Origin of the sequence: Microbacterium kyungheense (assembly GCF_006783905.1) — a bacterium.
GTDB classification, from domain to species: domain Bacteria; phylum Actinomycetota; class Actinomycetes; order Actinomycetales; family Microbacteriaceae; genus Microbacterium; species Microbacterium kyungheense.
The window spans coordinates 826,596-846,454 of record NZ_VFPE01000001.1 but is presented as its reverse complement, the minus strand read 5'-3'; the positions used below and the strand labels follow the sequence as shown (position 1 = coordinate 846,454).

Below are 19,859 nucleotides of genomic sequence, written 5' to 3'. Positions count from 1 at the left end.
CTCGTGACGACCCATATCTTCGCACTGTCGAAATCGGCATCCGCTGTCGCTGTTTTCGGGCGCGGATGCCGATTCCGACAGCGCGAAGGAGGTCGCGACTCCGGCCAGTCGCGCTCGCGGCAGAAACAACGAGAGGGTGGATGCCGGGCGCCCGGCATCCACTCTCTCGATCGTTCAGGACTACGCGTCGAAGCCGTCGGCGATGAGGTCGATGAGTTCCTCGCGCTCTTCGACCGGCAGGAACGCGCCCGCGGCGGCGTTGAGCTGGAACGCCTCGAGGTCGTCCAGACCGTACTCGAACGTCTCGGCCAGCAGGGCGAGCTCGCGCGTGAGCGACGTGCGGCTCATCGTGCGGTTGTCGACGTTCACCGTGACGGCGAAGCCGAGCTGGTAGAGCAGGTCGAACGGGTGGTCCTCGAGCGTCGTGCCCCAGCGCTCGATGGCGCCCGTCTGCAGGTTCGACGAGGGCGACAGCTCCAGGGGGATCTCGCGGTCGCGCACCCAGCGGGCCAGGTCGCCGAACTGCACGAGCACCTCTTCTCCCGCGCGCGAGACGACCTCGAGGTCCTCGGCGATGCGCACGCCGTGGCCGAGGCGCAGCGCGCGGCCGTCAATCAGCGCGGAGCGGATCGAGTCGAGCCCGGCGGCCTCGCCCGCGTGCACGGTCGACGGGAAGAACTCCGACGCGAGGTAGTCGAACGCCTCGCGCAGGCGCGAGGGCGGGAAGCCGTCCTCGGGACCGGCGATGTCGAAGCCCACGGCGCCGCGGGTGCGCCAGTCGACGGCGAGCCGGGCGATCTCGAGCGACCGGTCGGTGTGACGCATCGCCGAGATGAGCTGGCCGACCCGGATGTCGTGGCCGCGGCTCTCGGCCGCGTCCTCACCCTCTTCGATGCCCTCCTGCACGGCGGCGACGACGTCGTCCAGCGACAGACCACGGCCGAGGTGCTGCTCGGGCGCCCAGCGCACCTCGCCGTAGATCACGCCGTCGGCAGCCAGATCCTCCACGAACTCACGGGCGACGCGCGTGAGACCCTCGCGGGTCTGCATCACGCCGATGGTGAGGTCGAACGTCTTCAGGTACTCGACGAGCGAGCCCGAGTCGCTCTTGTCGGCGAACCAGTCCGCGAGGTCGTCCGGGTCGGACTCGGGGACCTCGAGGCCGATCTCGTCGGCGAGCTCGATGATCGTCGCCGGGCGCACGCCGCCGTCGAGGTGGTCGTGCAGCGAGATCTTCGGGAGGCTGCGGATCGACACCCCGTCGAGGATGGCGTCGCCGTGCTGGTCGATGGGCATGGGGTTCTCCTCGAGGGCGATCGCAGGGGGTGGGTGAGAGATGGATGCTTCGTCTCGTGCCTCGCTCAGCACGAGTGCCGCGAACCGGCGCGACTGAACAGTCTAGGCAGTGATGCGCTCACGGACGAGGGGCGTGGCGGCCGGGGCGTCGGACCCGATCGACCATGCGCCCTCGACGGCTTCGAGCGCGCGCTCGAAGCGCGACGCATCCTCGCCCAGCAGGGTGAACAGCGGCTGTCCGGCCGCGACCTGGTCACCGGGCTTGACGTGCAGGTCGATGCCCGCCGCGTGCAGCACGGGGTCCTGCGCTCGCGCGCGACCCGCGCCGAGACGCCAGGCGGCGATGCCGAAGGGCAGAGCCTCGAGGCGCGTCACGAAGCCCGCCTCGGACGCGGTGACGGTGTGGGTCTCGTTCGGCGCCGGCAGGGCGGCATCCGGATCCCCGTCCTGGGCGATGATCATCGCGCGCCAGGCGTCCATGGCGCGACCGTCCTTGAGGGCGGCCTCGACGTCGGCGTCCGGTCGGCCGGCGAGGGCGAGCATCTCGCGCGCGAGCGCGACCGTCAGCTCGACGACGTCGGCGGGGCCGCCGCCGGCGAGGACCTCGACCGATTCGCGGACCTCGTTCGCGTTGCCGATCGCCAGGCCGAGCGGAGTGTTCATGTCGGTCAGGAGAGCGGTCGTCGCGACACCCGAGTCGGTGCCGAGCTCGACCATCGTCCGGGCCAGTTCGCGGGCGCGGTCGAGATCTTGCATGAACGCGCCCGAGCCGAACTTCACGTCCAGCACGAGCGAGTCGGTGCCCTCGGCGATCTTCTTCGACATGATGCTCGAAGCGATGAGCGGGATGGCCTCGACCGTGCCCGTGACGTCGCGGAGCGCATAGAGCTTCTTGTCGGCAGGGGCGAGACCCGAGCCGGCTGCGCAGATCACCGCGCCGACGCCCTGCAGCTGCGCGAACATCTCGTCGTTCGACAGCGCCGCGCGCCAGCCGGGGATCGACTCCAGCTTGTCGAGCGTGCCTCCGGTGTGCCCGAGACCGCGACCCGACAGCTGCGGCACCGCGACGCCGAACGACGCGACGAGGGGCGCGAGCGGAAGCGTGATCTTGTCGCCGACGCCGCCGGTCGAGTGCTTGTCGACGGTCGTCTTGCCGAGGCCCGCGAAGCTCATGCGCTCCCCGGAGGCGATCATCGCGTCGGTCATGACGCGGATCTCGTCGCGCGACATGCCGTTGAGCAGCACCGCCATCGCGAAGGCCGCCATCTGCGAGTCGGCCACGTAGCCGCGCGTGTACGCGTCGACCATCCAGCGCAGCGCGGGTTCGGGCACCGCTCCCCCGTCGCGCTTCGTGCGGATGACGTCGACCGCGTCGAACGGCTCGACCTCCGCAGACCCCGGCCCCTGCGCCTGTCCGAGGGTCATCGGGCGGACTCCTCGAGGTCGCGCGGACCGAACGCGTCGGGCAGCACCTCGTCGATCGTGCGGATGCCCGACACGGTCTCGAGCAGCATGCCGGGGATCGCGAACTCGTAGAGCAGCTGACGGCAGCGGCCGCACGGCATGATCGTGTCGCCGTGGCCGTTGACGCACACGAACGCCACGAGCCCGCCGCCCCCGGTCATCGCCAGCTCGCTCACCAGCCCGCACTCGGCGCACAGGGTCACTCCGTACGAGGCGTTCTCGACGTTGCAGCCCGTCACGATGCGCCCGTCGGTCACGAGGGCGGCCGCCCCCACCTTGTAGCGCGAGTACGGCGCGTACGCGCGGTGCATGGCGTCGGTGGCTGCGGAACGCAGCTCGTCCCAGTCGATGTCGGTCACGTCATCCCTTTATGTACGGTTTGCCCGCGGCGGCAGGACCGCGGATCTGCCCGGCGAAGCCGGCGACGGCGAGGATCGTGACGATGTACGGGAGCATCAGCATGAACTCGCTCGGAATCGGAGTCTTGAGGATCGTCAGCAGGTTCTGCAGGTTCGTCGCGAAACCGAACAGCAGCGCCGCGAGGCTGGCGCGGATCGGGTCCCAGCGGCCGAAGATGACGGCGGCGAGGGCGATGAAGCCGAGCCCCGCGGTCATCTCCTTGCCGAACTGCGGCACCGAGACCAGCGTGAAGTACGCGCCGCCGATACCGGCGATGGCGCCGGCGAGCGAGACGTTCCAGAACCGCGTCGGGTTCACCCGGATGCCGACGGTGTCGGCCGCCTGTGGGTGTTCGCCGACCGCGCGCAGGCGCAGCCCCCACCGCGTGCGGTACAGCGCCCAGGCGACGACCGCGACCGTGATGTACATGAGGTACACGATGAAGGTCTGGTTGAACAGCACCGGCCCGATGATGGGGATGTCGCTGAGGAACGGGATCTCCCACCGGCTGAACCGCACGGGGCGGTTCAGGGCGTCCTCGTTGGGAACGAGCAGCGCGCCGTAGAGGAAGCCGGTGAGCCCGGTCACGAGCACGTTGAGCACGACGCCGACGATCACCTGGTCGACGAGGTACTTGATGGCGAACGCCGCGAGGACGAACGAGACCAGCACGCCGCCGATCATCGCGCCGATCAGGCCGATGAACGGGTTGTGGGTGATGCTCGAGAGCAGCGCCGCCGAGAACGCGCCGAGCAGGAGCTGACCCTCGATCGCGACGTTGACGACGCCCGCTCGTTCGCCGATCACGCCGCCGAGGGCGCCGAACACCAGCGGCACCGACAGCGAGATCGCGCCGAACAGCAGGCTCGTCACGGGCACGAGGCCGTCGGCGGCCGCCCACACCAGGAAGGCGAACACCGCGAGCACACCGAAGACGATCGTGAGCCACAGCGCCGGGCGGCGATACGACCACGCGTCGAAGAAGGACCAGGCGGTCAGCAGCACCAGCAGTCCGACGACGATCCAGCTGGTCGCCGTGGTGGGCACCGCGATGTTGCCGAGACCGCCGTCGAGCCGGAACGTGCTGGTGCCGTCGCGGGGGACGAAGAAGAACAGCGCCGCCAGCAGCACCGTGGCCGTGGCCAGCACGATCGGGACCTTGAAGTGCCGTTCGCGGACCGTGGCCAGCTGGACCGTGCCGTCCGCGGCGGCCTGGGGAGCGAGAGTGGTCATGATGCCACCGCCTTGTCTTCGACGGCCTTGGCTCGCTGCTTCGCGGCCTTGGCGCGGGCCTGCGCAGCCTTCTCCTGGTCGGTCTTGGGGAGGAAGAACACCGCCCGCAGCAGCGGGGGCGCGGCGATGAACAGCACGATCAGCGACTGCACGACGAGCACGATGTCGACCGGGATGCCCTGCGCCTGCATCGAGAACGAGCCTGCTTTGAGAGCGCCGAAGAGGATGCCGGCGGCGAAGGTCCCCCAGGCACGACTGCGTCCGAGGAGCGCCACGGTGATGGCGTCGAAGCCGATGCCCGCGTCGATGGCGGCGGTGAAGCCGGTCGTCACCGACCCCTGCACCTGGTTCATCGCCGCGAGGCCCGCGAGACCTCCGGCGAAGAGCATCGCGTAGATGTAGATGCGCTGCACGCTGATGCCGGCGGCGCGGGCGGCGTGCGGGTTCTCGCCGACCGCACGCATGCGCAGTCCCAGGCTCGAACGCTCGATCACCCACCACACGACGATCGTGGCGACGATGACGATGACGAAGCCCCAGTCCAGCTGGGGGAACCGCGGGCCGAACAGATCCGGGAACTGCGCCGTCTCGGGCGTCGCCGCGGTGATCGGCTGATTGGTGCCCTCACGCTGCAGCAGGCCCGGCGTGCGGATCATCCACAGCAGCAGGTAGTACGCCACGTAGTTGAGCATGATCGTGAGGATCACCTCGTGCGCGCCGGTGCGGGCCTTGAGGACGCCGACGAGCCCGCCCCACAGCGCACCGCCGACGATGCCGGCGATGAGGGTGAGGGGCAGGTGCAGCCACATCGGCAGGTCGATGTGGAAGGTGAACAGCGCCGCGAACATCGCGCCGATGAGCATCTGACCGCGGGCGCCGATGTTGAACAGGCCGACCCGGAAGGCCAGCGCCACACCCAGTCCCGCCGCGATCAGCGGGGCGGCGAAGCCGAGCGCGTTCGTCAGCGGCCGGATCTGCGCGGCGAAGTCGGCGGCCTTGTAGTTGAACACGGCGCCGCGGAAGAGCGCTTCGTAGCCGCCGTACACCGACTGCCAGATCGCCACGAAGGTGTCGCCGGGGCGGGCGAAGAAGTACACCGAGGCCGCTTGCACGTCCTCGTCGGTGAAGGCGATGAGGATGCCGCCGACGATGAGTGCAAGCACGATCGCGAGGATGGTGGTCACCGCACTGCCGCGCAGCAGCTCCTTCACGAAGATGCTCGTGCGCGGCGGGCCCTGCTCGTGCCCCGTGAGGGGTCCCGACACCGGGGGAAGCTGCTCGGGGGGAAGACCGGCCGGCACGTTGCCGGCCGGAGGGGTGCTGTGGCTCATGCCGCCGCCTCCGGGTCCGTGGCTCCGGCCATCATGAGGCCGAGGGTCTCGCGGGACGTGTCGCCCGGCACGATGCCGACGATCGATCCCCGGTACATCACGGCGATGCGATCCGCCAACGCGCTCACCTCGTCGAGCTCTGTGGAGACGACGACGACCGGGATGCCGGCATCCCGCGTCTCGATGATCCGCTTGTGGATGAACTCGATGGAGCCGACGTCGACACCGCGCGTCGGCTGGGCGGCGACGAGCAGGCGCAGATCGCGGCTCATCTCGCGCGCGATCACGACTTTCTGCTGGTTGCCGCCGGAGAGGGTGCCGGCCGGAGTCGACGGCCCCTGGGTCCGGATGTCGAACTCCTCGATGCGCTCCCGTGCGAACTCCGCCAGTGCATCGCGTCGCAGCGTGCCGGCTCGCACGAACGCCGGATCGGTGGAGCGGTCGAGGATGAGGTTCTCGGCGACGGAGAATCCGCCGACCAGTCCGTCCTCATTGCGGTCCTCGGGGACGAACCCGACGCCCTCGTCGAGGATCCCCCTGACGCCGCGCCCGACGAGCTCGACGCCGCCGAGGGTGATCGACCCTTCGACGCGTGCGGCGAGTCCGACGATCGCCTCCACCAGCTCGGTCTGCCCGTTCCCCTGGACGCCGGCGACGGCGAGGACCTCGCCCGGTCGCACATCGAAGCTGACGTCGTCGACGACGATCGCTCCGCCCGGCGTCAGCACGCGCAGGTCGCGCACCTCCAGGCCCCCCTCGCCGACGTTCGGCGGATTCTTGTGCACGGTGAGCTCGACGGCGCGGCCGACCATGAGGGACGCCAGCTCGGCGTTGGTCGCCGTCGGCTCGGCCTCGCCGACCACCTTGCCGAGGCGGATGACCGTGATCCGGTCCGCGACCTCGCGCACCTCGCGCAGCTTGTGGGTGATGAACACGATCGCCGTGCCCTCGTCGCGCAGCTGGCGCATGATCGCCATGAGCTCGTCGGTCTCTTGCGGGGTCAGCACGGCGGTCGGCTCGTCGAAGACGAGGACCTTGGCGTCGCGCGACAGCGCCTTGATGATCTCGACCCGCTGCTGCACGCCGACCGGCAGATCGCCGACGATGGCGTCCGGGTCGATGTGGAAGCCGAAGCGCGCCGCGACGTTCTTCACGTGCTCGCGGGCCTTCGCGAGGTCCAGGGCGCCGATGCCCTTGGTGTCCTCGTGGCCGAGCATGACGTTCTCGGCGACCGTGAACACGGGGATGAGCATGAAGTGCTGGTGCACCATGCCGATGCCGGCGGCCATCGCGTCGCCGGGGCCGCGGAAGCCCTGCGGCACATCGTCGAGGAGGATGTCGCCCTCGTCCGCCTGATACAGGCCGTACAGCACGTTCATCAGGGTGGACTTGCCCGCGCCGTTCTCACCGAGCAGGGCGTGGATCTCACCGGGCTCGACCGTGAGATCGATGTGGTCGTTGGCGACGAGGCTGCCGAATCTCTTCGTGATCCCGCGGAGCTCGAGCTTCATATCTGCACCTTATCCAGTCCGTTCTTCAGCAGAAAGGACGGCGGCCGGCCGGATGCGCGCATCCGACCGACCGCCGCTTCAGCCGTGCGTCACGGGGAGTTCGGCGACTCCACCGTGATGTCACCGGAGATGATCTGCTCCTGGAGCGTGGCCAGCTCGTCCAGCAGGCCCTCGGGCAGCTGCGACTCGAAGTCGTGGAAGCTGGAGAGCTTGACGCCCTCGTTCTCGAGCGTGCCGATGTACGGCGCCACGTCGAAGTCGCCCGTGGAGGCGGACACGACGGTGTCGTGCACGGCGACGTCGATCGCCTTCATGATCGAAACCAGCGTGATGTCGGCGACGCTGTCGTCCGCGACCGCGAGGTCGGAGTCGACACCGAGCATGACGGTCGAGGTGCCGCTGTCGGCGATGGCCGCCGCGGCGCTCTGGTAGATCGGGCCGCCGACGGGCAGGATCACGTCGACGCCCTGGTCGAGCACGCCCTGCGCGGTCTGCTTGGCGGTGTCGTTCGCGTCGAAGCCGCCGGTGAACGAGCCCTCCTGGGTCTCGATGTCCCAGCCGAAGACCTCGACGGCGCCGCCCTTGTCCTCGTTGAACTTCTCGACACCGAGCTGGAAGCCGTCCATGAACACGGCGACGGACGGGATCTGCATGCCGCCGAAGGTGCCGACCTTGTTCACGCCGTCCTGCGCCGACCATGCCGCCGCGGCGTAGCCGCCGAGGTAGGCCGCTTCGGCGGTGTTGAAGACCAGCGGCTTGATGTTCGGGGCATCCGTGGTGCCGTCGAAGTCGGTGTCCGCGTAGTCGTCGATGATCGCGTAGTTCACGTCGGGGTTGGCGTTGGCCGACTCGACGGTGGCGGCCGACAGGTTGAAGCCGACCGAGATGATCAGGGTGCAGCCCTCGGAGACGGCGGTCTCCATGTTGGGCGCGTAGTCGTTCTCGGAGGTGGACTCGAGCTCGAGGCCCTCGACGCCCAGCTCGTCCAGGGCCGAGTCGAGGCCCTCCTTCGCAGACTGGTTGAACGACTTGTCGTTCCAGCCACCCGCGTCAGAGACGAGGCACGGCTTGAAGCCCTCGACGACGTCGCTGCCGGCGTTGTCGGTCGACGACGTGTCTTCCGGTGCGCTGCCACAGCCCGCGAGGACCAGGGCGATGCCCGCGGCGGCAGCAAAGCCGGCGAGCTTCTTGGTGCGTGAGATGGTCAACTCAGCCTCCACAGGATTCCCCCCGCGTCCTTCACGGGGACTGCATCAAGTTACACACTGTGTCGGCGCGGTTGCATGCTTCGCGGGGCACTGTTCGCGAAATGTTGCAAGACCGCAATATGGTGCTCAGATGAGCACGGGATGCCGCGGCCCGCGGCATCCGCTTTCCCCCGCGTGCGGCGTCAGAGCACCTCGCCGCGCCCGCTGAGCTTGAGGGCGTCGACGACACCTTTCACACGCTGGGCGTGCTCGCTCGTCGTGACCAGGAGGGCATCCTCGGTGTCGACCACGACGATGTCGCGGACGCCGATGAGGCTGATCACGCGGCGGGTCTGGCTGACGACGATGCCGCTGGCGGCATCCGAGAGGATGCGGGCGTTCTCGCCGAGGATGGCGAGGTCGTTCTTGCGGCCGTGCGAGTTGAGCTTGGCGAGGCTGGCGAAGTCGCCCACGTCGTCCCAGTCGAAGTGGCCGGGGATGACGGCGAGGCGCCCCTTGGCCGCAGCGGGCTCAGCGACCGAGTAGTCGATCGCGATCTTGGTGAGTGTCGGCCACACCCGGTCGACCACCGGTCCGCGCGCGTCGCGGTCGTCCCATGCCTCGGCAAGGTCCATGAGACCCGCGTAGAGGTGCGGGTCGCTCTCTGCGATCTCGCCGAGCAGCACGTCGGCGCGCGCGATGAACATGCCGGCGTTCCACAGATAGTTGCGGTCGGCGAAGTACCCCTTGGCGGTCTCGAGGTCGGGCTTCTCGACGAAGCTCTCGACCAGGGCGGCCTCGGGAGCGCCGTCGACCTGCAGCGCATCGCTCTTCTTGATGTAGCCGAAGCCGACGGAAGGCTCGGAGGGCTGGATGCCGACGGTGCAGATGTATCCCTCGCGCGCCGTCGCGACGGCCTGACGGACCGCCCAGTCGAACAACTGGGGCACGCGGATCACGTGGTCGGCCGCGAACGAGCCGATGATGACATCCGGCTCGCGACGCGACAGCACGGCGGCGGCGAGGCCGATCGCGGCGGTCGAGTCGCGCGGCTCGGACTCCAGGAACACGTTGAGGTCGGCGATGCCGGGCAGCTCCTTCTCGACCGCGGCGCGGTGCGCACGACCGGTGACCACCGCGATGCGGTCGGGTCCGGCGAGAGGCTCCAGGCGATCCCAGGTGTCGCGCAGCAAGGTTCGCCCCGACCCGGTGAGGTCGTGCAGGAACTTCGGCGCGTCGGCGCGCGACAGGGGCCACAATCGGCTGCCGATGCCGCCCGCGGGGATCACGGCGTAGAAGTCGTCGATGGGTCCAGACATGCCACTCAGGCTAATCGCCCGGTGCCCGCGACGGCGGCCGACTGCGGTCGGCCGCCGTCGCGGGGCGCATCAGCGGCGCGGCGACGTGCCCGGCGTCGCGTCGGTGAGCGACTGCAGCATCGCCGTGAACGCGGGCTTGGGAGTGAAGTCGTCCTCGAAGATCGTCGCCCAGCCCTCGCCGGGGAAGACGCCGGGAACCCACGAGTTCGCGTCGGGGAAGCCCCACACCGTGAACGACGAGCACGCGGTCACGTTCAGGCACGCCCGCAGCATCGCGTCGTACCGCTCGGCCTGCACCGCGACCTGCTCCGGGGTCGGGCCCGTCTCGCCAGCCTGCAGCGGGATGCGCACGTCGGCCTCCGTCACGGCCACCTTCAGGCCCAGCGCCGCGAAGCGCTCGAAGTTCGCCTGGATGGAGGTGTCGAAGCCGTACAGCAGGCTGAGGTGGCCCTGCGCGCCGAAGCCTCCGAGCGGAGCCCCGTCAGCCAGCATCTGCTCCGCGAGCGCGTAGTAGGCGTCGGTCTTCTCGTTGATGCCCTCCGCGTTGTAGTCGTTGAGGAACAGCACGGCCCCGGGGTCGGCCTCATGCGCCCACCGGAAGGCGTCCTCCACAAGCGCGACCGGGTCGTCGGCGCAGGCTTTGAGGAACGGGTTCGCCTCGGTGCGCAGCCGCACGCCGCCGTTGTCCCACGTGTCCTGGAAGATCTCATTGGCGACGTCCCACTCGTAGATCTCGCCCTTGAAATGGCCCACCACGGTGCGGATGTGGTCTTCGAGCACGGCGCGGGCGTCGTCGCACGTCCATGTCCGGCTCGCGGCGGTGACCCATGCCGGATTCTGGCTGTGCCAGAGCAGTGTGTGACCGCGGACCTGCTGGTGGTTCGCCTTCGCGTAGGCGACCAGCGCATCGGCCGAGGTGAAGTCGTAGACGCCTGGCGCCGGGTGGACGGCATCCCACTTCATGTCGTTCTCGGGGGTGAGCGACGAGAACTGCGTCGAGAGCACCTGCTGGTACTCGGTGGGCGCGGCGCGGTCGTACTCGAGCAGATCGCGCTGCCCCCACACGGCGCTGCCGATCGCGAGGTCGCGCGGCGCCTGATTGCGCAGCGCCCCCTTGTCGGCGTTGCTGAACCCGGGAGGGGCCGCGGCCGCCGCCGTCGCGGTGCAGAGCGGCAGCACCAGGGCGGCGGTGGCTGCGGCCACCAGCAGTGATCGGGTCGATCGGCGCATGAGAACTCCTGACGTCATTGTCGGTACATATGCGACGCACGCGCGACGCATATGTTCGCGTGCGCAACAAACGCTAGGAGCCGCGGCTTCGCACGGCAAAGGGTTTCGTCAGGTTTTCCACGAGCCGTCCGGCACCCCGGGCAGATATCTCGACGTCGAGAGAAGTTAGGCGCCCCTAATCCCCGAGTCCATCGCGACGGGAATAGGATGAACACACAGGTTCCAATCAGGGAGGACGGCCGTGTCTGCACCAGCACGCGTCACACCGTCGGTATCCGAGACCACTTCCCGAGTCCCCCGCGGCACGCTGTACCGCGGGAACGAAGGCATGTGGTCGTGGGTGCTGCATCGCATCACCGGCGTCGCGATCTTCTTCTTCCTTCTTGTGCACATCCTCGACACCGCGCTCATCCGCGTCTCTCCCGAGGCGTACGACGCAGTGATCGGCACGTACAAGAACCCGGTGATGGCGCTCGGCGAGGTGGCCCTGGTGGCCGCGATCGCGTATCACGCCTACAACGGCCTGCGCATCATCCTCGTCGACTTCTGGCCGTGGGCCACGCGTCACCAGCGGCAGCTGTGGTGGGGCGTCCTGGGCCTGTGGGCCGTGACGATGCTGGGCTTCGCACCGCGTCACCTCATGCTCGCGTTCGGAGGGGGCAACTGATGACCGCCATCGCCGACCCCCGCGCGCCGCGCGCCGCGGTCCGCCGCAAGGGACCCAACCTCGAGAAGTGGGGCTGGATGTACATGCGCGCCTCCGGCGTGCTGCTCGTGGTCCTCATCTTCGGCCACCTGTTCGTCAACCTCATGGTCGGCGAGGGCATCCACGGCATCGACTTCGCGTTCGTCGCCGGCAAGTACGCCACCCCGTTCTGGCAGTGGTGGGACGTGCTGATGCTGTGGCTCGCCCTGATCCACGGCGCCAACGGCATGCGCACGATCGTCAACGACTACGTCACGCACAACGGCACGCGTCGCGTGCTGGTGTGGGCGCTGTGGCTCGCCGCCGCGTTCCTGATCGTCCTCGGCACGCTCGTCGTGTTCACGTTCGACCCGTGCATCGGCTTCGACGCCGAGACGGCGTCCGACGTCATCATCGGAATCTGCGGATAGCGTCGGGCGATCCCCGGCATCGACCATCGAAAGCATCAGCGTGAGCACTGAGACCATCGACTCCTACGTCAAGGACGGCGTCCACTACCACCAGTTCGACATCGTGATCGTCGGCGCCGGCGGCGCCGGCATGCGGGCGGCCATCGAGGCCGGCCCCGGCGCGAAGACCGCGGTCATCACGAAGCTCTACCCGACCCGCTCACACACCGGTGCGGCGCAGGGCGGCATGGCGGCGGCCCTGGCCAACGTCGAAGAGGACTCGTGGGAGTGGCACACCTTCGACACCGTCAAGGGCGGCGACTACCTCGTCGACCAGGACGCGGCCGAGATCCTCGCCAAGGAGGCCATCGACGCGGTCATCGACCTCGAGAACATGGGCCTGCCGTTCAACCGCACGCCCGATGGCAAGATCGACCAGCGGCGCTTCGGCGGTCACACCGCCGACCACGGCAAGACGCCGGTGCGCCGCGCGTGCTACGCCGCCGACCGCACCGGCCACATGATCCTGCAGACGCTGTTCCAGAACTGCGTGAAGCTCGGCATCAACTTCTTCAACGAGTTCTACGTCCTCGACCTGATCACCGTCGGAACGGGCAAGGACAAGCAGATCGCCGGCGTCGTGGCGTACGAGCTGGCCACCGGCGAACTGCACGTCTTCCAGTCCAAGGCGGTCATCTTCGCGACCGGCGGCTTCGGCAAGATCTTCAAGACGACCTCCAACGCCCACACCCTCACGGGTGACGGCGTGGGCATCATCTGGCGCAAGGGCCTCCCGCTGGAGGACATGGAGTTCTTCCAGTTCCACCCGACGGGGCTCGCCGGGCTCGGCATCCTCCTCACCGAAGGTGCGCGCGGCGAGGGGGCGATCCTGCGCAACGTCACCGGCGAGCGCTTCATGGAGCGGTACGCGCCGACCATCAAGGACCTCGCCCCCCGCGACATCGTCAGCCGCTGCATGGTGCAGGAGGTGGCAGAGGGTCGCGGCGCGGGTCCGCACCGCGACTACGTGCTGCTGGACTGCACGCACCTGGGCGCCGAGGTGCTCGAGACCAAGCTTCCCGACATCACCGAGTTCGCCCGCACGTACCTGGGCGTCGACCCGGTGGTCGAGCCCGTCCCGGTCATGCCGACCGCGCACTACGCGATGGGCGGCATCCCGACGAACAACAACGCCGAGGTGCTCTCGGACAACACCACCGTCGTCCCGGGGCTCTACGCCGCCGGCGAGTGCGCGTGCGTGTCGGTGCACGGCTCGAACCGTCTCGGCACCAACTCGCTCCTGGACATCAACGTCTTCGGCAAGCGCGCCGGCCGCAATGCGGTCGAGTACGCGAAGACCGCCGAGTTCGTCCCGCTCCCCGAGGACCCGGCCGCCGAGGTCCGCTCCCTGATCGAGGGTCTGCGCGCCAACCAGGGCACCGAGCGCATCGCGGTGCTGCGCAAGACGCTGCAGGACGAGATGGACCGCAAGGCGCAGGTGTTCCGCACCGACGAGTCGCTGGGCGAGGTGCTCGAGGTGATCGAGGAGCTGCGCGAGCGCTACCGGAACGTGCACGTCGACGATAAGGGCAAGCGGTTCAACACCGACCTGCTCGAGGCCGTCGAGCTCGGCTTCCTCCTCGACCTCGCCGAGGTCGTCGTCTACGCCGCCCGCAACCGCAAGGAGAGCCGCGGCGGTCACATGCGCGACGACTTCCCGACGCGCGACGACGAGAACTACATGCAGCACACGATGGCGTACCTGACGGGCGACCCGCACTCGTCCGACGCGGCGGACCACATCAGCCTGGACTGGAAGCCGGTCGTCTTCACGAAGAACGAGAAGGGCGAGTTGAACTACCCGCCGATGGAGAGGAAGTACTGATGACGCTCGTCGCCGACGCGGATTCCGCTACCGAGACCACCAACGACACCGGCATCCAATCGTTCCTCGTCACGTTCATCATCCGCCGGTTCGACCCCGAGGTCGATGAAGAGCCGCGCTGGGTGGACTACGACGTCGAGCTGTACTCGACCGACCGCGTGCTGGACGCCCTCCACAAGATCAAGTGGGAGGTCGACGGCTCGCTGACGTTCCGCCGCTCGTGCGCGCACGGCATCTGCGGGTCCGACGCGATGCGCATCAATGGCCGCAACCGCCTGGCCTGCAAGACGCTCATCAAGGACCTCGACATCTCGAAGCCCATCTACGTCGAGGCCATCAAGGGCCTGCCGCTGGAGAAGGACCTCGTCGTCGACATGGAGCCCTTCTTCGCGTCGTACCGCGAGGTGCAGCCGTTCCTCATCGCGAATTCGACCCCCGAGCCCGGCAAGGAGCGCATCCAGTCGATCACCGACCGCGCGATCTTCGACGACACCACGAAGTGCATCCTGTGCGCCGCGTGCACGTCGTCGTGCCCCGTGTTCTGGACCGACGGCCAGTACTTCGGCCCCGCCGCCATCGTCAACGCGCACCGCTTCATCTTCGACTCGCGCGACGACGCCGGCGATGTCCGCCTCGACATCCTCAACGACAAAGAGGGTGTGTGGCGCTGCCGCACGACCTTCAACTGCACGGAGGCGTGCCCCCGCGGCATCGAGGTGACCAAGGCGATCGCCGAGGTCAAGCAGGCCGTCCTGCGCGGCGGCACCCGATGAGCTCGCGCTCTCGCGCGGGCCGCCGCTGACAGAGCCGGAAAGAGCCAGATGACCACGTCGCAACGGAGCGACCGGGAACAGCAGGACGTCGGGCGGATGCCTCGTGCCTCACGTGTCTCCGTCACGGCCGCGTACGCCGCCCAGGCCCTGGGCTACGCCGTGCTCGTCACCTCGCTGCCCGCCCTCAAGGAGCGGCAGCAGGTCGACGACATGACGATCTCGCTGATCCTCCTCGGGGTCAGTGTCGCCGCGGCGCTCGGATCGGTCCTGGCCGATGTCGTGTCCGTGCGCTGGGGCAGCCGCGCCGCGCTCGCCACGGGCCTCATCATCGAGGCGGCGCTGCTGCCGGTCGTCGCTTTCGAGACGCCGTTCGCGGTGTTCGTTGGCGCGCTCGCGGTGTACGGCGTCGGGCTCGGTTGCGTCGACGCCGCCTCGGCGATGCAGGGTGTGCTGGTGCAGCGTTCGTATGGACGCTCGCTGATGGGCGGGTTCTTCGCGGGCTATACGGCGGCCGCGATCGCCGGAGCGCTGCTGGTGTCGGGCGTGGCGGCATCCGCGGTCGGTGCCGGCGTCGCCATCACCGTCGCCGCCGTCGTGATCCTCGCCGTAGGGCTCGTCGGCACGCGCCTGTTCGCCCGCGATGTGCCCGTCGACGAGGCGCTGCCGAAGGCGGAGCGCTCGAAACTCCCCCGCGCCGGCATCTGGGCGTTCGGCATCGTCATCCTCGCCGTGTTCGTCGTGGACTCGGCGGTCAGCACCTGGAGCACCGTCTACCTCCAGGACAACCTGCGGGCGCTCGCCTGGGTCGCCCCGCTCGGGTACGCCGTCTATCAGGCGTGCATCCTGGTGACCCGGCTGGCGACCGACCGCCTGCTTCCCCTGGTCGGCCGCATGCGGCTCGTCCTCATCGCGACGCTGGTGTCGGTCGTCGGGTGCCTGCTGGTGGCACTCCTCCCCTTCGCCGCCGCGGCGGTGGTGGGCTTCGGCCTGGCCGGCGTCGCCGTGGGCGTGCTCGTGCCGGTCACATTCGGAGCAGCGGGCGAACTGGATCCCGCGCACAGCGACCAGGTCATCGCCCGGGTGAACATCTTCAACTACGCCGGCGTGATCGTCGGCGCGGTGCTCGTCGGGGTGCTGGCGGGCGGGCCGAGCCTCGGCCTCGGCTTCCTGATCCCGGCCGTCGTGCTGCTCGCGGTGCTGTTCGTGCTGCGCTGGTTCCGCGCGCCCCGTTCGGCGGGTGATGCCGCTGCCCCGAGCGCCGCGTCCACCGCGTGAGACGGCATCCGCCGATAATGTGACTTCCGTGAGCGAACAGCGCGACGCACGGACCCGCGATCAGGCGGATGCGGCCGAACGTGAGGAGGAGTCGCTCCGCGCCCGTTGGGAGGCCACGCAGGAGGAGCTGCGTGAACGCTTCGACGAGCCGATCAGCAAGGCGAGCGCGCTGACGAAGCGGACGCTGGCGTGGTTCCCGGTGCGGGTGTGGCGGCACTTCCTGCAGCACAACGGCTTCCTGCTGGCCGCCGGCGTCAGCTACCAGGCGCTGTTCGCCACCTTCGCGGGCGTCTACGTCGCTTTCGCCGTCGTGGGGCTGTGGCTGGGCGGCAGCCAGGATGCGATCGATGCGCTCATCGAGCTGCTCAACAGCTACATCCCCGGCCTCATCGCCCCGTCGGGCGGGGTGTTCACGAACGAAGAGGTCGAGGCCATCGCGACCAACAGCGCCACCACCCTCGGGATCACGGGTGCCATCGCCCTCGGCACCCTGCTCTGGACGGCGATCGGCTTCATCACCTTCGCGCGTCGCGCGGTGCGCGACATCTTCGGCCTTCCGCCCGATCTGCGCAGCTACTTCCTGCTGAAGGCGCGCGACCTGTTCGGCGCGCTGCTGTTCGCCACCGCCCTGCTGCTCGGCTTCGCAGCGACGACCTTCGGCACGTGGGCCCTCACCACGGTGTCGGACTGGCTGGGCTGGGACATCATGTCCAACGGGTACGCGGTCGTCACCCGCATCGGCTCGGTCATCATCTCGTTCGCGATCTTCACCGGAGCCCTCGCCGCCCTCATCCGCTTCCTCACCGGCACGCAGCTCAAGTGGCGGCGCATCTGGCCGGGTGCGCTGCTCGGCGGCGGTGCCATCACGGTGCTGCAGCTGTTCACGGGATGGCTGCTCGTCTACACGCCGACGAACGCGCTGCTGGCGACCTTCGCGATCTTCATCGCCCTGCTGCTGTGGTTCCGCATCATCGGCATCATCATGCTGGTCGCCGCGTCGTGGGTCGCGGTGGCCGCGAAGGATGCCGACGTCCCGCTGATCCCGCAGTCCGAGGCCGAGCGGCTCGCGGCCGAGCACCAGGCGCTGCTGGTCGCGGCGCGCGTGCGCCTGCGCACGGCTCAGGACGCCCGCGATTCGGCTCCGTGGTACCGGGCCTGGGCGGCCGACCGCGCCGTGCGCGCCGCCGAGCAGGAGCTCTCGCAGGTCGAGGCGGCGGCGCCCGCACCCACGGTCGCACCGCCCGCGCCCGCGGGCAGGCGACCTCGCGCAAGCTGAATGTCGGCGCCGGCGGATAGTCTCGAGAGCATGCCCCGCCGCGTACGCATCGCCTCTGTCAACGTCAACGGAATCCGCGCAGCGACCCGCAAGGGCATGCTCGAATGGCTCGACGAGGCCGACGTCGACGTGATGGCGCTGCAGGAGGTGCGCGCCACCGAAGAAGAGCTGCGCGCCGCTCTCCCCGGCTGGGAGGTCGTCAACGACGAGGCTCTCGCGAAGGGGCGTGCGGGCGTCGCCGTCGCGAGCCGCATGCCGTCCGTCGAGGTGCGGCGCGTACTCGGGCCCGAGCCGCTCGACAGCGCCGGGCGCTGGATCGAGGCGGACTTCGACATCGACGGCGAGAAGCTGGTCGTGGTGAGCGCCTACGTGCACACCGGCGAGGCCGACACCCCCAAGCAGGACGCCAAGTGGGCCTTCCTCGACGCGATGGAGAAGCGGATGCCGCAGCTCGGCGCCGCGAGCCCGCTCGTGGTCGTCATGGGCGATCTCAACGTGGGGCACCGCGAGCTCGACATCCGCAACTGGAAGGGCAACGTCAAGAAGGCCGGCTTCCTCCCGCGCGAACGCGCGTACTTCGACCGCTTCTTCGGCGAGGCGGGAGCGCAGGTGACCGGTGTCGACGGCTCCACGGGACCGGGGCTCGGCTGGGTCGACGTGGGACGCCGCTTCCACGGCGACGTCGACGGACCCTATACGTGGTGGTCCATGCGGGGACGCGCCTTCGACAACGACACCGGGTGGCGCATCGACTACCACCTGGCGACCCCCGCGCTCGGCGACCGCGTGACCGACTACCGCGTCGTGCGCGCACCCTCGTGGGACACGCGATGGAGCGACCACTCCCCCGTGGTCGCCGACTACGCGATCGGGCTCTGACCGGTACGGCGCCGCGCGGCGGCATCCGTCGGCGGCGCAGGCCGCCGGCATCCGGTTTGTAGACTTGAGCGATGACCAAACCGCGCCTGTACTCCGGCATGCAGCCCTCGGCCGATTCCCTCCAGATCGGCAACTACATCGGGGCGCTCATGCAGTGGCGCGATCTGCAGCAGTCCTACGACGCGTTCTTCTCGGTCGTCGACCTGCACGCCATCACGGTGGCCCAGGATCCCGAGCACCTGCGCGAGAAGACGCGTCGCACGGCGGCGCAGTACATCGCGGCCGGCATCGAGCCGTCCAAGTCGACGCTGTACGTGCAGTCGCACGTGCCGGCGCACGCCGAGCTGGCGTGGATCCTGTCCACGGTCACGGGCTTCGGCGAGGCCGGGCGCATGACGCAGTTCAAGGACAAGTCGTCGCGGTACGGGTCGGACGCCACGTCGGTCGGCCTGTTCACATATCCGGTGCTGATGGCGGCCGACATCCTGCTGTACCAGACCGACATCGTGCCGGTCGGCGACGACCAGAAGCAGCACGTCGAGCTCACGCGCGACCTGGCCGAGCGCTTCAACAGCCGTTTCGGGCAGACCTTCCGTGTGCCGATGCCGGTCATCCAGCAGGAGACCGCCCGCATCTACGACCTGCAGAACCCGACCGCGAAGATGTCGAAGTCGGCCGAATCGGACGCCGGGGTGCTGTGGCTGCTGGATGAGCCGTCGAAGTCCGCCAAGAAGGTCATGCGCGCCGTGACCGACTCCGAGGGCTCGGTCCGCTACGACCGCGAGAACAAGCCCGGCGTCTCGAACCTGCTGGTGATCTACGCGGCCCTGACCGGCCGCCAGATCCCCGCCATCGAGGACGAGTACGCGGGCCGCGGCTACGGCGACTTCAAGAAGGGTCTCGCCGAGGTCGTCGTCGAGGAGTTCGGTCCCGTGCGCGAGCGCGCTCTCGAGCTGTTGGCCGACCCCGCCGAACTCGACCGCGTCCTGGCCGCGAACGCGGCGAAGGCCGAGGAGGTCGCAGGCCGCACCCTCGCCGACGTCTACGACAAGGTGGGGCTCCTGCGCCGCGTGCGCTGAGACGCCCCTTCGTCCCGCATGCAGCCCGTCCGACTTCGCACCCCTCGGCTCGCGCTGACGCTGCCCGAAGCGGGCGATGTCGACGCGCTGTTCGAGGCGTGCCAGGACGCGGACATCCAGCGCTTAACGCCCGTCCCCGTCCCGTACCGGCGCAGCGACGCGGAAGCGTTCGTCGCGCGTGTTCCGCAGGACTGGGAGAGCGGCATCCACCTCACGTGGGTGATCCGCGAAGAGGATCGCCTCGTCGGCACGATCGGCTTCTACCGTGTCGACGGGAAGGGCGCCGGCGAGATCGGCTACTGGATCGCGCCGGACGCGCGCGGCGGCGGGCAGCTCCGCGAGGCCGCGCGGGCTGTCATCGACTGGGGATTCGATCCCGAGGGCCTCGGGCTGGTGCGGATCGAGTGGCGCGCCGTGGCGGGCAATGTCGCCTCTGCGAGAGCCGCACGGGCTCTCGGCTTCCGCTACGAGGGTCTGCTGCGCCAGGCGCTCGTGGGGCCGCGGGGGCGCGACGACGGCTGGATCGCGGGACTGCTCGCGACGGACGAGCGGATGCCGCAGCCCTGGCCCGTCCTGGAGGCCTGACACTCGACGTCGCGACATGAGCATGAACCGCGAGAGGCCCGC

Annotated in this window: 18 protein-coding genes; 9 read left to right on the top strand and 9 right to left on the bottom strand. The window is 69.2% G+C overall.

What is annotated here, in order from left to right; translation table 11 throughout:
• Window positions 1–180 precede the first annotated feature (180 nt).
• From FB391_RS03700 to FB391_RS03660, 9 genes are all read right to left on the bottom strand, one after another.
• Entirely contained in the window at window positions 181–1,296 is a 1,116-nt protein-coding gene (locus FB391_RS03700; RefSeq protein ID WP_141892923.1) for an adenosine deaminase, read from the bottom strand.
• A 102-nt stretch (window positions 1,297–1,398) separates the two neighbouring features.
• The gene (locus FB391_RS03695) at window positions 1,399–2,721 is read right to left on the bottom strand and encodes a thymidine phosphorylase (RefSeq protein ID WP_141892922.1); all 1,323 of its coding nucleotides are present in this window, start codon (window positions 2,719–2,721) and stop codon (window positions 1,399–1,401) included.
• Window positions 2,718–3,119, bottom strand: a complete 402-nt coding sequence (locus tag FB391_RS03690; protein WP_141892921.1) for a cytidine deaminase — start codon at window positions 3,117–3,119, stop codon at window positions 2,718–2,720. The genes FB391_RS03695 and FB391_RS03690 overlap by 4 nt, the downstream gene beginning before the upstream one ends.
• A gap of 1 nt (window position 3,120) precedes the next feature.
• Window positions 3,121–4,392 carry an ABC transporter permease gene (locus FB391_RS03685; protein WP_141892920.1) on the bottom strand — a complete coding sequence of 424 codons (1,272 nt, stop codon included), beginning with the start codon at window positions 4,390–4,392 and terminating at the stop codon, window positions 3,121–3,123.
• Window positions 4,389–5,723, bottom strand: coding sequence for an ABC transporter permease (locus FB391_RS03680; protein WP_141892919.1), 1,335 nt, complete (start codon window positions 5,721–5,723; stop codon window positions 4,389–4,391). Before FB391_RS03680 ends, FB391_RS03685 begins: the two co-directional genes overlap by 4 nt.
• Window positions 5,720–7,234 carry an ABC transporter ATP-binding protein gene (locus FB391_RS03675; RefSeq protein WP_141892918.1) on the bottom strand — a complete coding sequence of 505 codons (1,515 nt, stop codon included), beginning with the start codon at window positions 7,232–7,234 and terminating at the stop codon, window positions 5,720–5,722. Before FB391_RS03675 ends, FB391_RS03680 begins: the two co-directional genes overlap by 4 nt.
• A gap of 89 nt (window positions 7,235–7,323) precedes the next feature.
• A complete protein-coding gene (locus FB391_RS03670; RefSeq protein WP_141892917.1) occupies window positions 7,324–8,442 on the bottom strand; it encodes a BMP family lipoprotein in 1,119 nt (372 codons plus the stop codon).
• A 182-nt stretch (window positions 8,443–8,624) separates the two neighbouring features.
• A complete protein-coding gene (locus FB391_RS03665; protein WP_141892916.1) occupies window positions 8,625–9,740 on the bottom strand; it encodes a mannose-1-phosphate guanylyltransferase in 1,116 nt (371 codons plus the stop codon).
• A 69-nt stretch (window positions 9,741–9,809) separates the two neighbouring features.
• Window positions 9,810–10,970: an endo-1,4-beta-xylanase gene (locus FB391_RS03660; RefSeq protein WP_141892915.1), complete on the bottom strand. Its 1,161-nt coding sequence runs from the start codon at window positions 10,968–10,970 to the stop codon at window positions 9,810–9,812.
• 241 nt (window positions 10,971–11,211) lie between these two features.
• Between FB391_RS03660 and sdhC the strand changes: the two genes are divergently transcribed.
• From sdhC to FB391_RS03615, 9 genes are all read left to right on the top strand, one after another.
• Window positions 11,212–11,637, top strand: a complete 426-nt coding sequence (gene sdhC / locus FB391_RS03655) for a succinate dehydrogenase, cytochrome b556 subunit (protein WP_141892914.1) — start codon at window positions 11,212–11,214, stop codon at window positions 11,635–11,637.
• On the top strand, window positions 11,637–12,086 hold the full coding sequence (locus tag FB391_RS03650; protein WP_141892913.1) for a succinate dehydrogenase hydrophobic membrane anchor subunit: 450 nt from the start codon (window positions 11,637–11,639) through the stop codon (window positions 12,084–12,086). The genes sdhC and FB391_RS03650 overlap by 1 nt, the downstream gene beginning before the upstream one ends.
• A gap of 40 nt (window positions 12,087–12,126) precedes the next feature.
• Window positions 12,127–13,950 (top strand): succinate dehydrogenase flavoprotein subunit, encoded by a 1,824-nt coding sequence (sdhA, locus tag FB391_RS03645; RefSeq protein ID WP_141892912.1) that lies wholly within the window; start codon window positions 12,127–12,129, stop codon window positions 13,948–13,950.
• On the top strand, window positions 13,950–14,723 hold the full coding sequence (locus FB391_RS03640) for a succinate dehydrogenase iron-sulfur subunit (protein WP_141892911.1): 774 nt from the start codon (window positions 13,950–13,952) through the stop codon (window positions 14,721–14,723). The genes sdhA and FB391_RS03640 overlap by 1 nt, the downstream gene beginning before the upstream one ends.
• 48 nt (window positions 14,724–14,771) lie before the next feature.
• Window positions 14,772–15,998 carry an MFS transporter gene (locus tag FB391_RS03635; RefSeq protein WP_141892910.1) on the top strand — a complete coding sequence of 409 codons (1,227 nt, stop codon included), beginning with the start codon at window positions 14,772–14,774 and terminating at the stop codon, window positions 15,996–15,998.
• A gap of 28 nt (window positions 15,999–16,026) precedes the next feature.
• Window positions 16,027–17,274, top strand: a complete 1,248-nt coding sequence (locus tag FB391_RS03630; RefSeq protein ID WP_185842923.1) for a YihY/virulence factor BrkB family protein — start codon at window positions 16,027–16,029, stop codon at window positions 17,272–17,274.
• A 30-nt stretch (window positions 17,275–17,304) separates the two neighbouring features.
• Window positions 17,305–18,153, top strand: coding sequence for an exodeoxyribonuclease III (locus FB391_RS03625; RefSeq protein WP_185842922.1), 849 nt, complete (start codon window positions 17,305–17,307; stop codon window positions 18,151–18,153).
• A 71-nt stretch (window positions 18,154–18,224) separates the two neighbouring features.
• Complete coding sequence (trpS, locus tag FB391_RS03620) at window positions 18,225–19,232, top strand: tryptophan--tRNA ligase (protein ID WP_141892907.1); 1,008 nt, start codon at window positions 18,225–18,227, stop codon at window positions 19,230–19,232.
• An 18-nt stretch (window positions 19,233–19,250) separates the two neighbouring features.
• A complete protein-coding gene (locus FB391_RS03615) occupies window positions 19,251–19,817 on the top strand; it encodes a GNAT family N-acetyltransferase (RefSeq protein ID WP_141892906.1) in 567 nt (188 codons plus the stop codon).
• Window positions 19,818–19,859: the final 42 nt, after the last annotated feature.

Excerpts from the sequence above, each read along its gene's own strand:
- FB391_RS03625 (WP_185842922.1), top strand. The coding sequence starts at position 17,305 with ATGCCCCGCCGCGTACGCATCGCCTCTGTCAACGTCAACGGAATCCGC.
- FB391_RS03675 (WP_141892918.1), bottom strand. The coding sequence starts at position 7,234 with ATGAAGCTCGAGCTCCGCGGGATCACGAAGAGATTCGGCAGCCTCGTC.
- FB391_RS03665 (WP_141892916.1), bottom strand. The coding sequence starts at position 9,740 with ATGTCTGGACCCATCGACGACTTCTACGCCGTGATCCCCGCGGGCGGC.
- FB391_RS03615 (WP_141892906.1), top strand. The coding sequence starts at position 19,251 with ATGCAGCCCGTCCGACTTCGCACCCCTCGGCTCGCGCTGACGCTGCCC.
- FB391_RS03640 (WP_141892911.1), top strand. The coding sequence starts at position 13,950 with ATGACGCTCGTCGCCGACGCGGATTCCGCTACCGAGACCACCAACGAC.
- FB391_RS03700 (WP_141892923.1), bottom strand. The coding sequence starts at position 1,296 with ATGCCCATCGACCAGCACGGCGACGCCATCCTCGACGGGGTGTCGATC.
- FB391_RS03685 (WP_141892920.1), bottom strand. The coding sequence starts at position 4,392 with ATGACCACTCTCGCTCCCCAGGCCGCCGCGGACGGCACGGTCCAGCTG.
- FB391_RS03680 (WP_141892919.1), bottom strand. The coding sequence starts at position 5,723 with ATGAGCCACAGCACCCCTCCGGCCGGCAACGTGCCGGCCGGTCTTCCC.
- FB391_RS03650 (WP_141892913.1), top strand. The coding sequence starts at position 11,637 with ATGACCGCCATCGCCGACCCCCGCGCGCCGCGCGCCGCGGTCCGCCGC.
- trpS (WP_141892907.1), top strand. The coding sequence starts at position 18,225 with ATGACCAAACCGCGCCTGTACTCCGGCATGCAGCCCTCGGCCGATTCC.
- FB391_RS03695 (WP_141892922.1), bottom strand. The coding sequence starts at position 2,721 with ATGACCCTCGGACAGGCGCAGGGGCCGGGGTCTGCGGAGGTCGAGCCG.
- FB391_RS03635 (WP_141892910.1), top strand. The coding sequence starts at position 14,772 with ATGACCACGTCGCAACGGAGCGACCGGGAACAGCAGGACGTCGGGCGG.
- FB391_RS03660 (WP_141892915.1), bottom strand. The coding sequence starts at position 10,970 with ATGCGCCGATCGACCCGATCACTGCTGGTGGCCGCAGCCACCGCCGCC.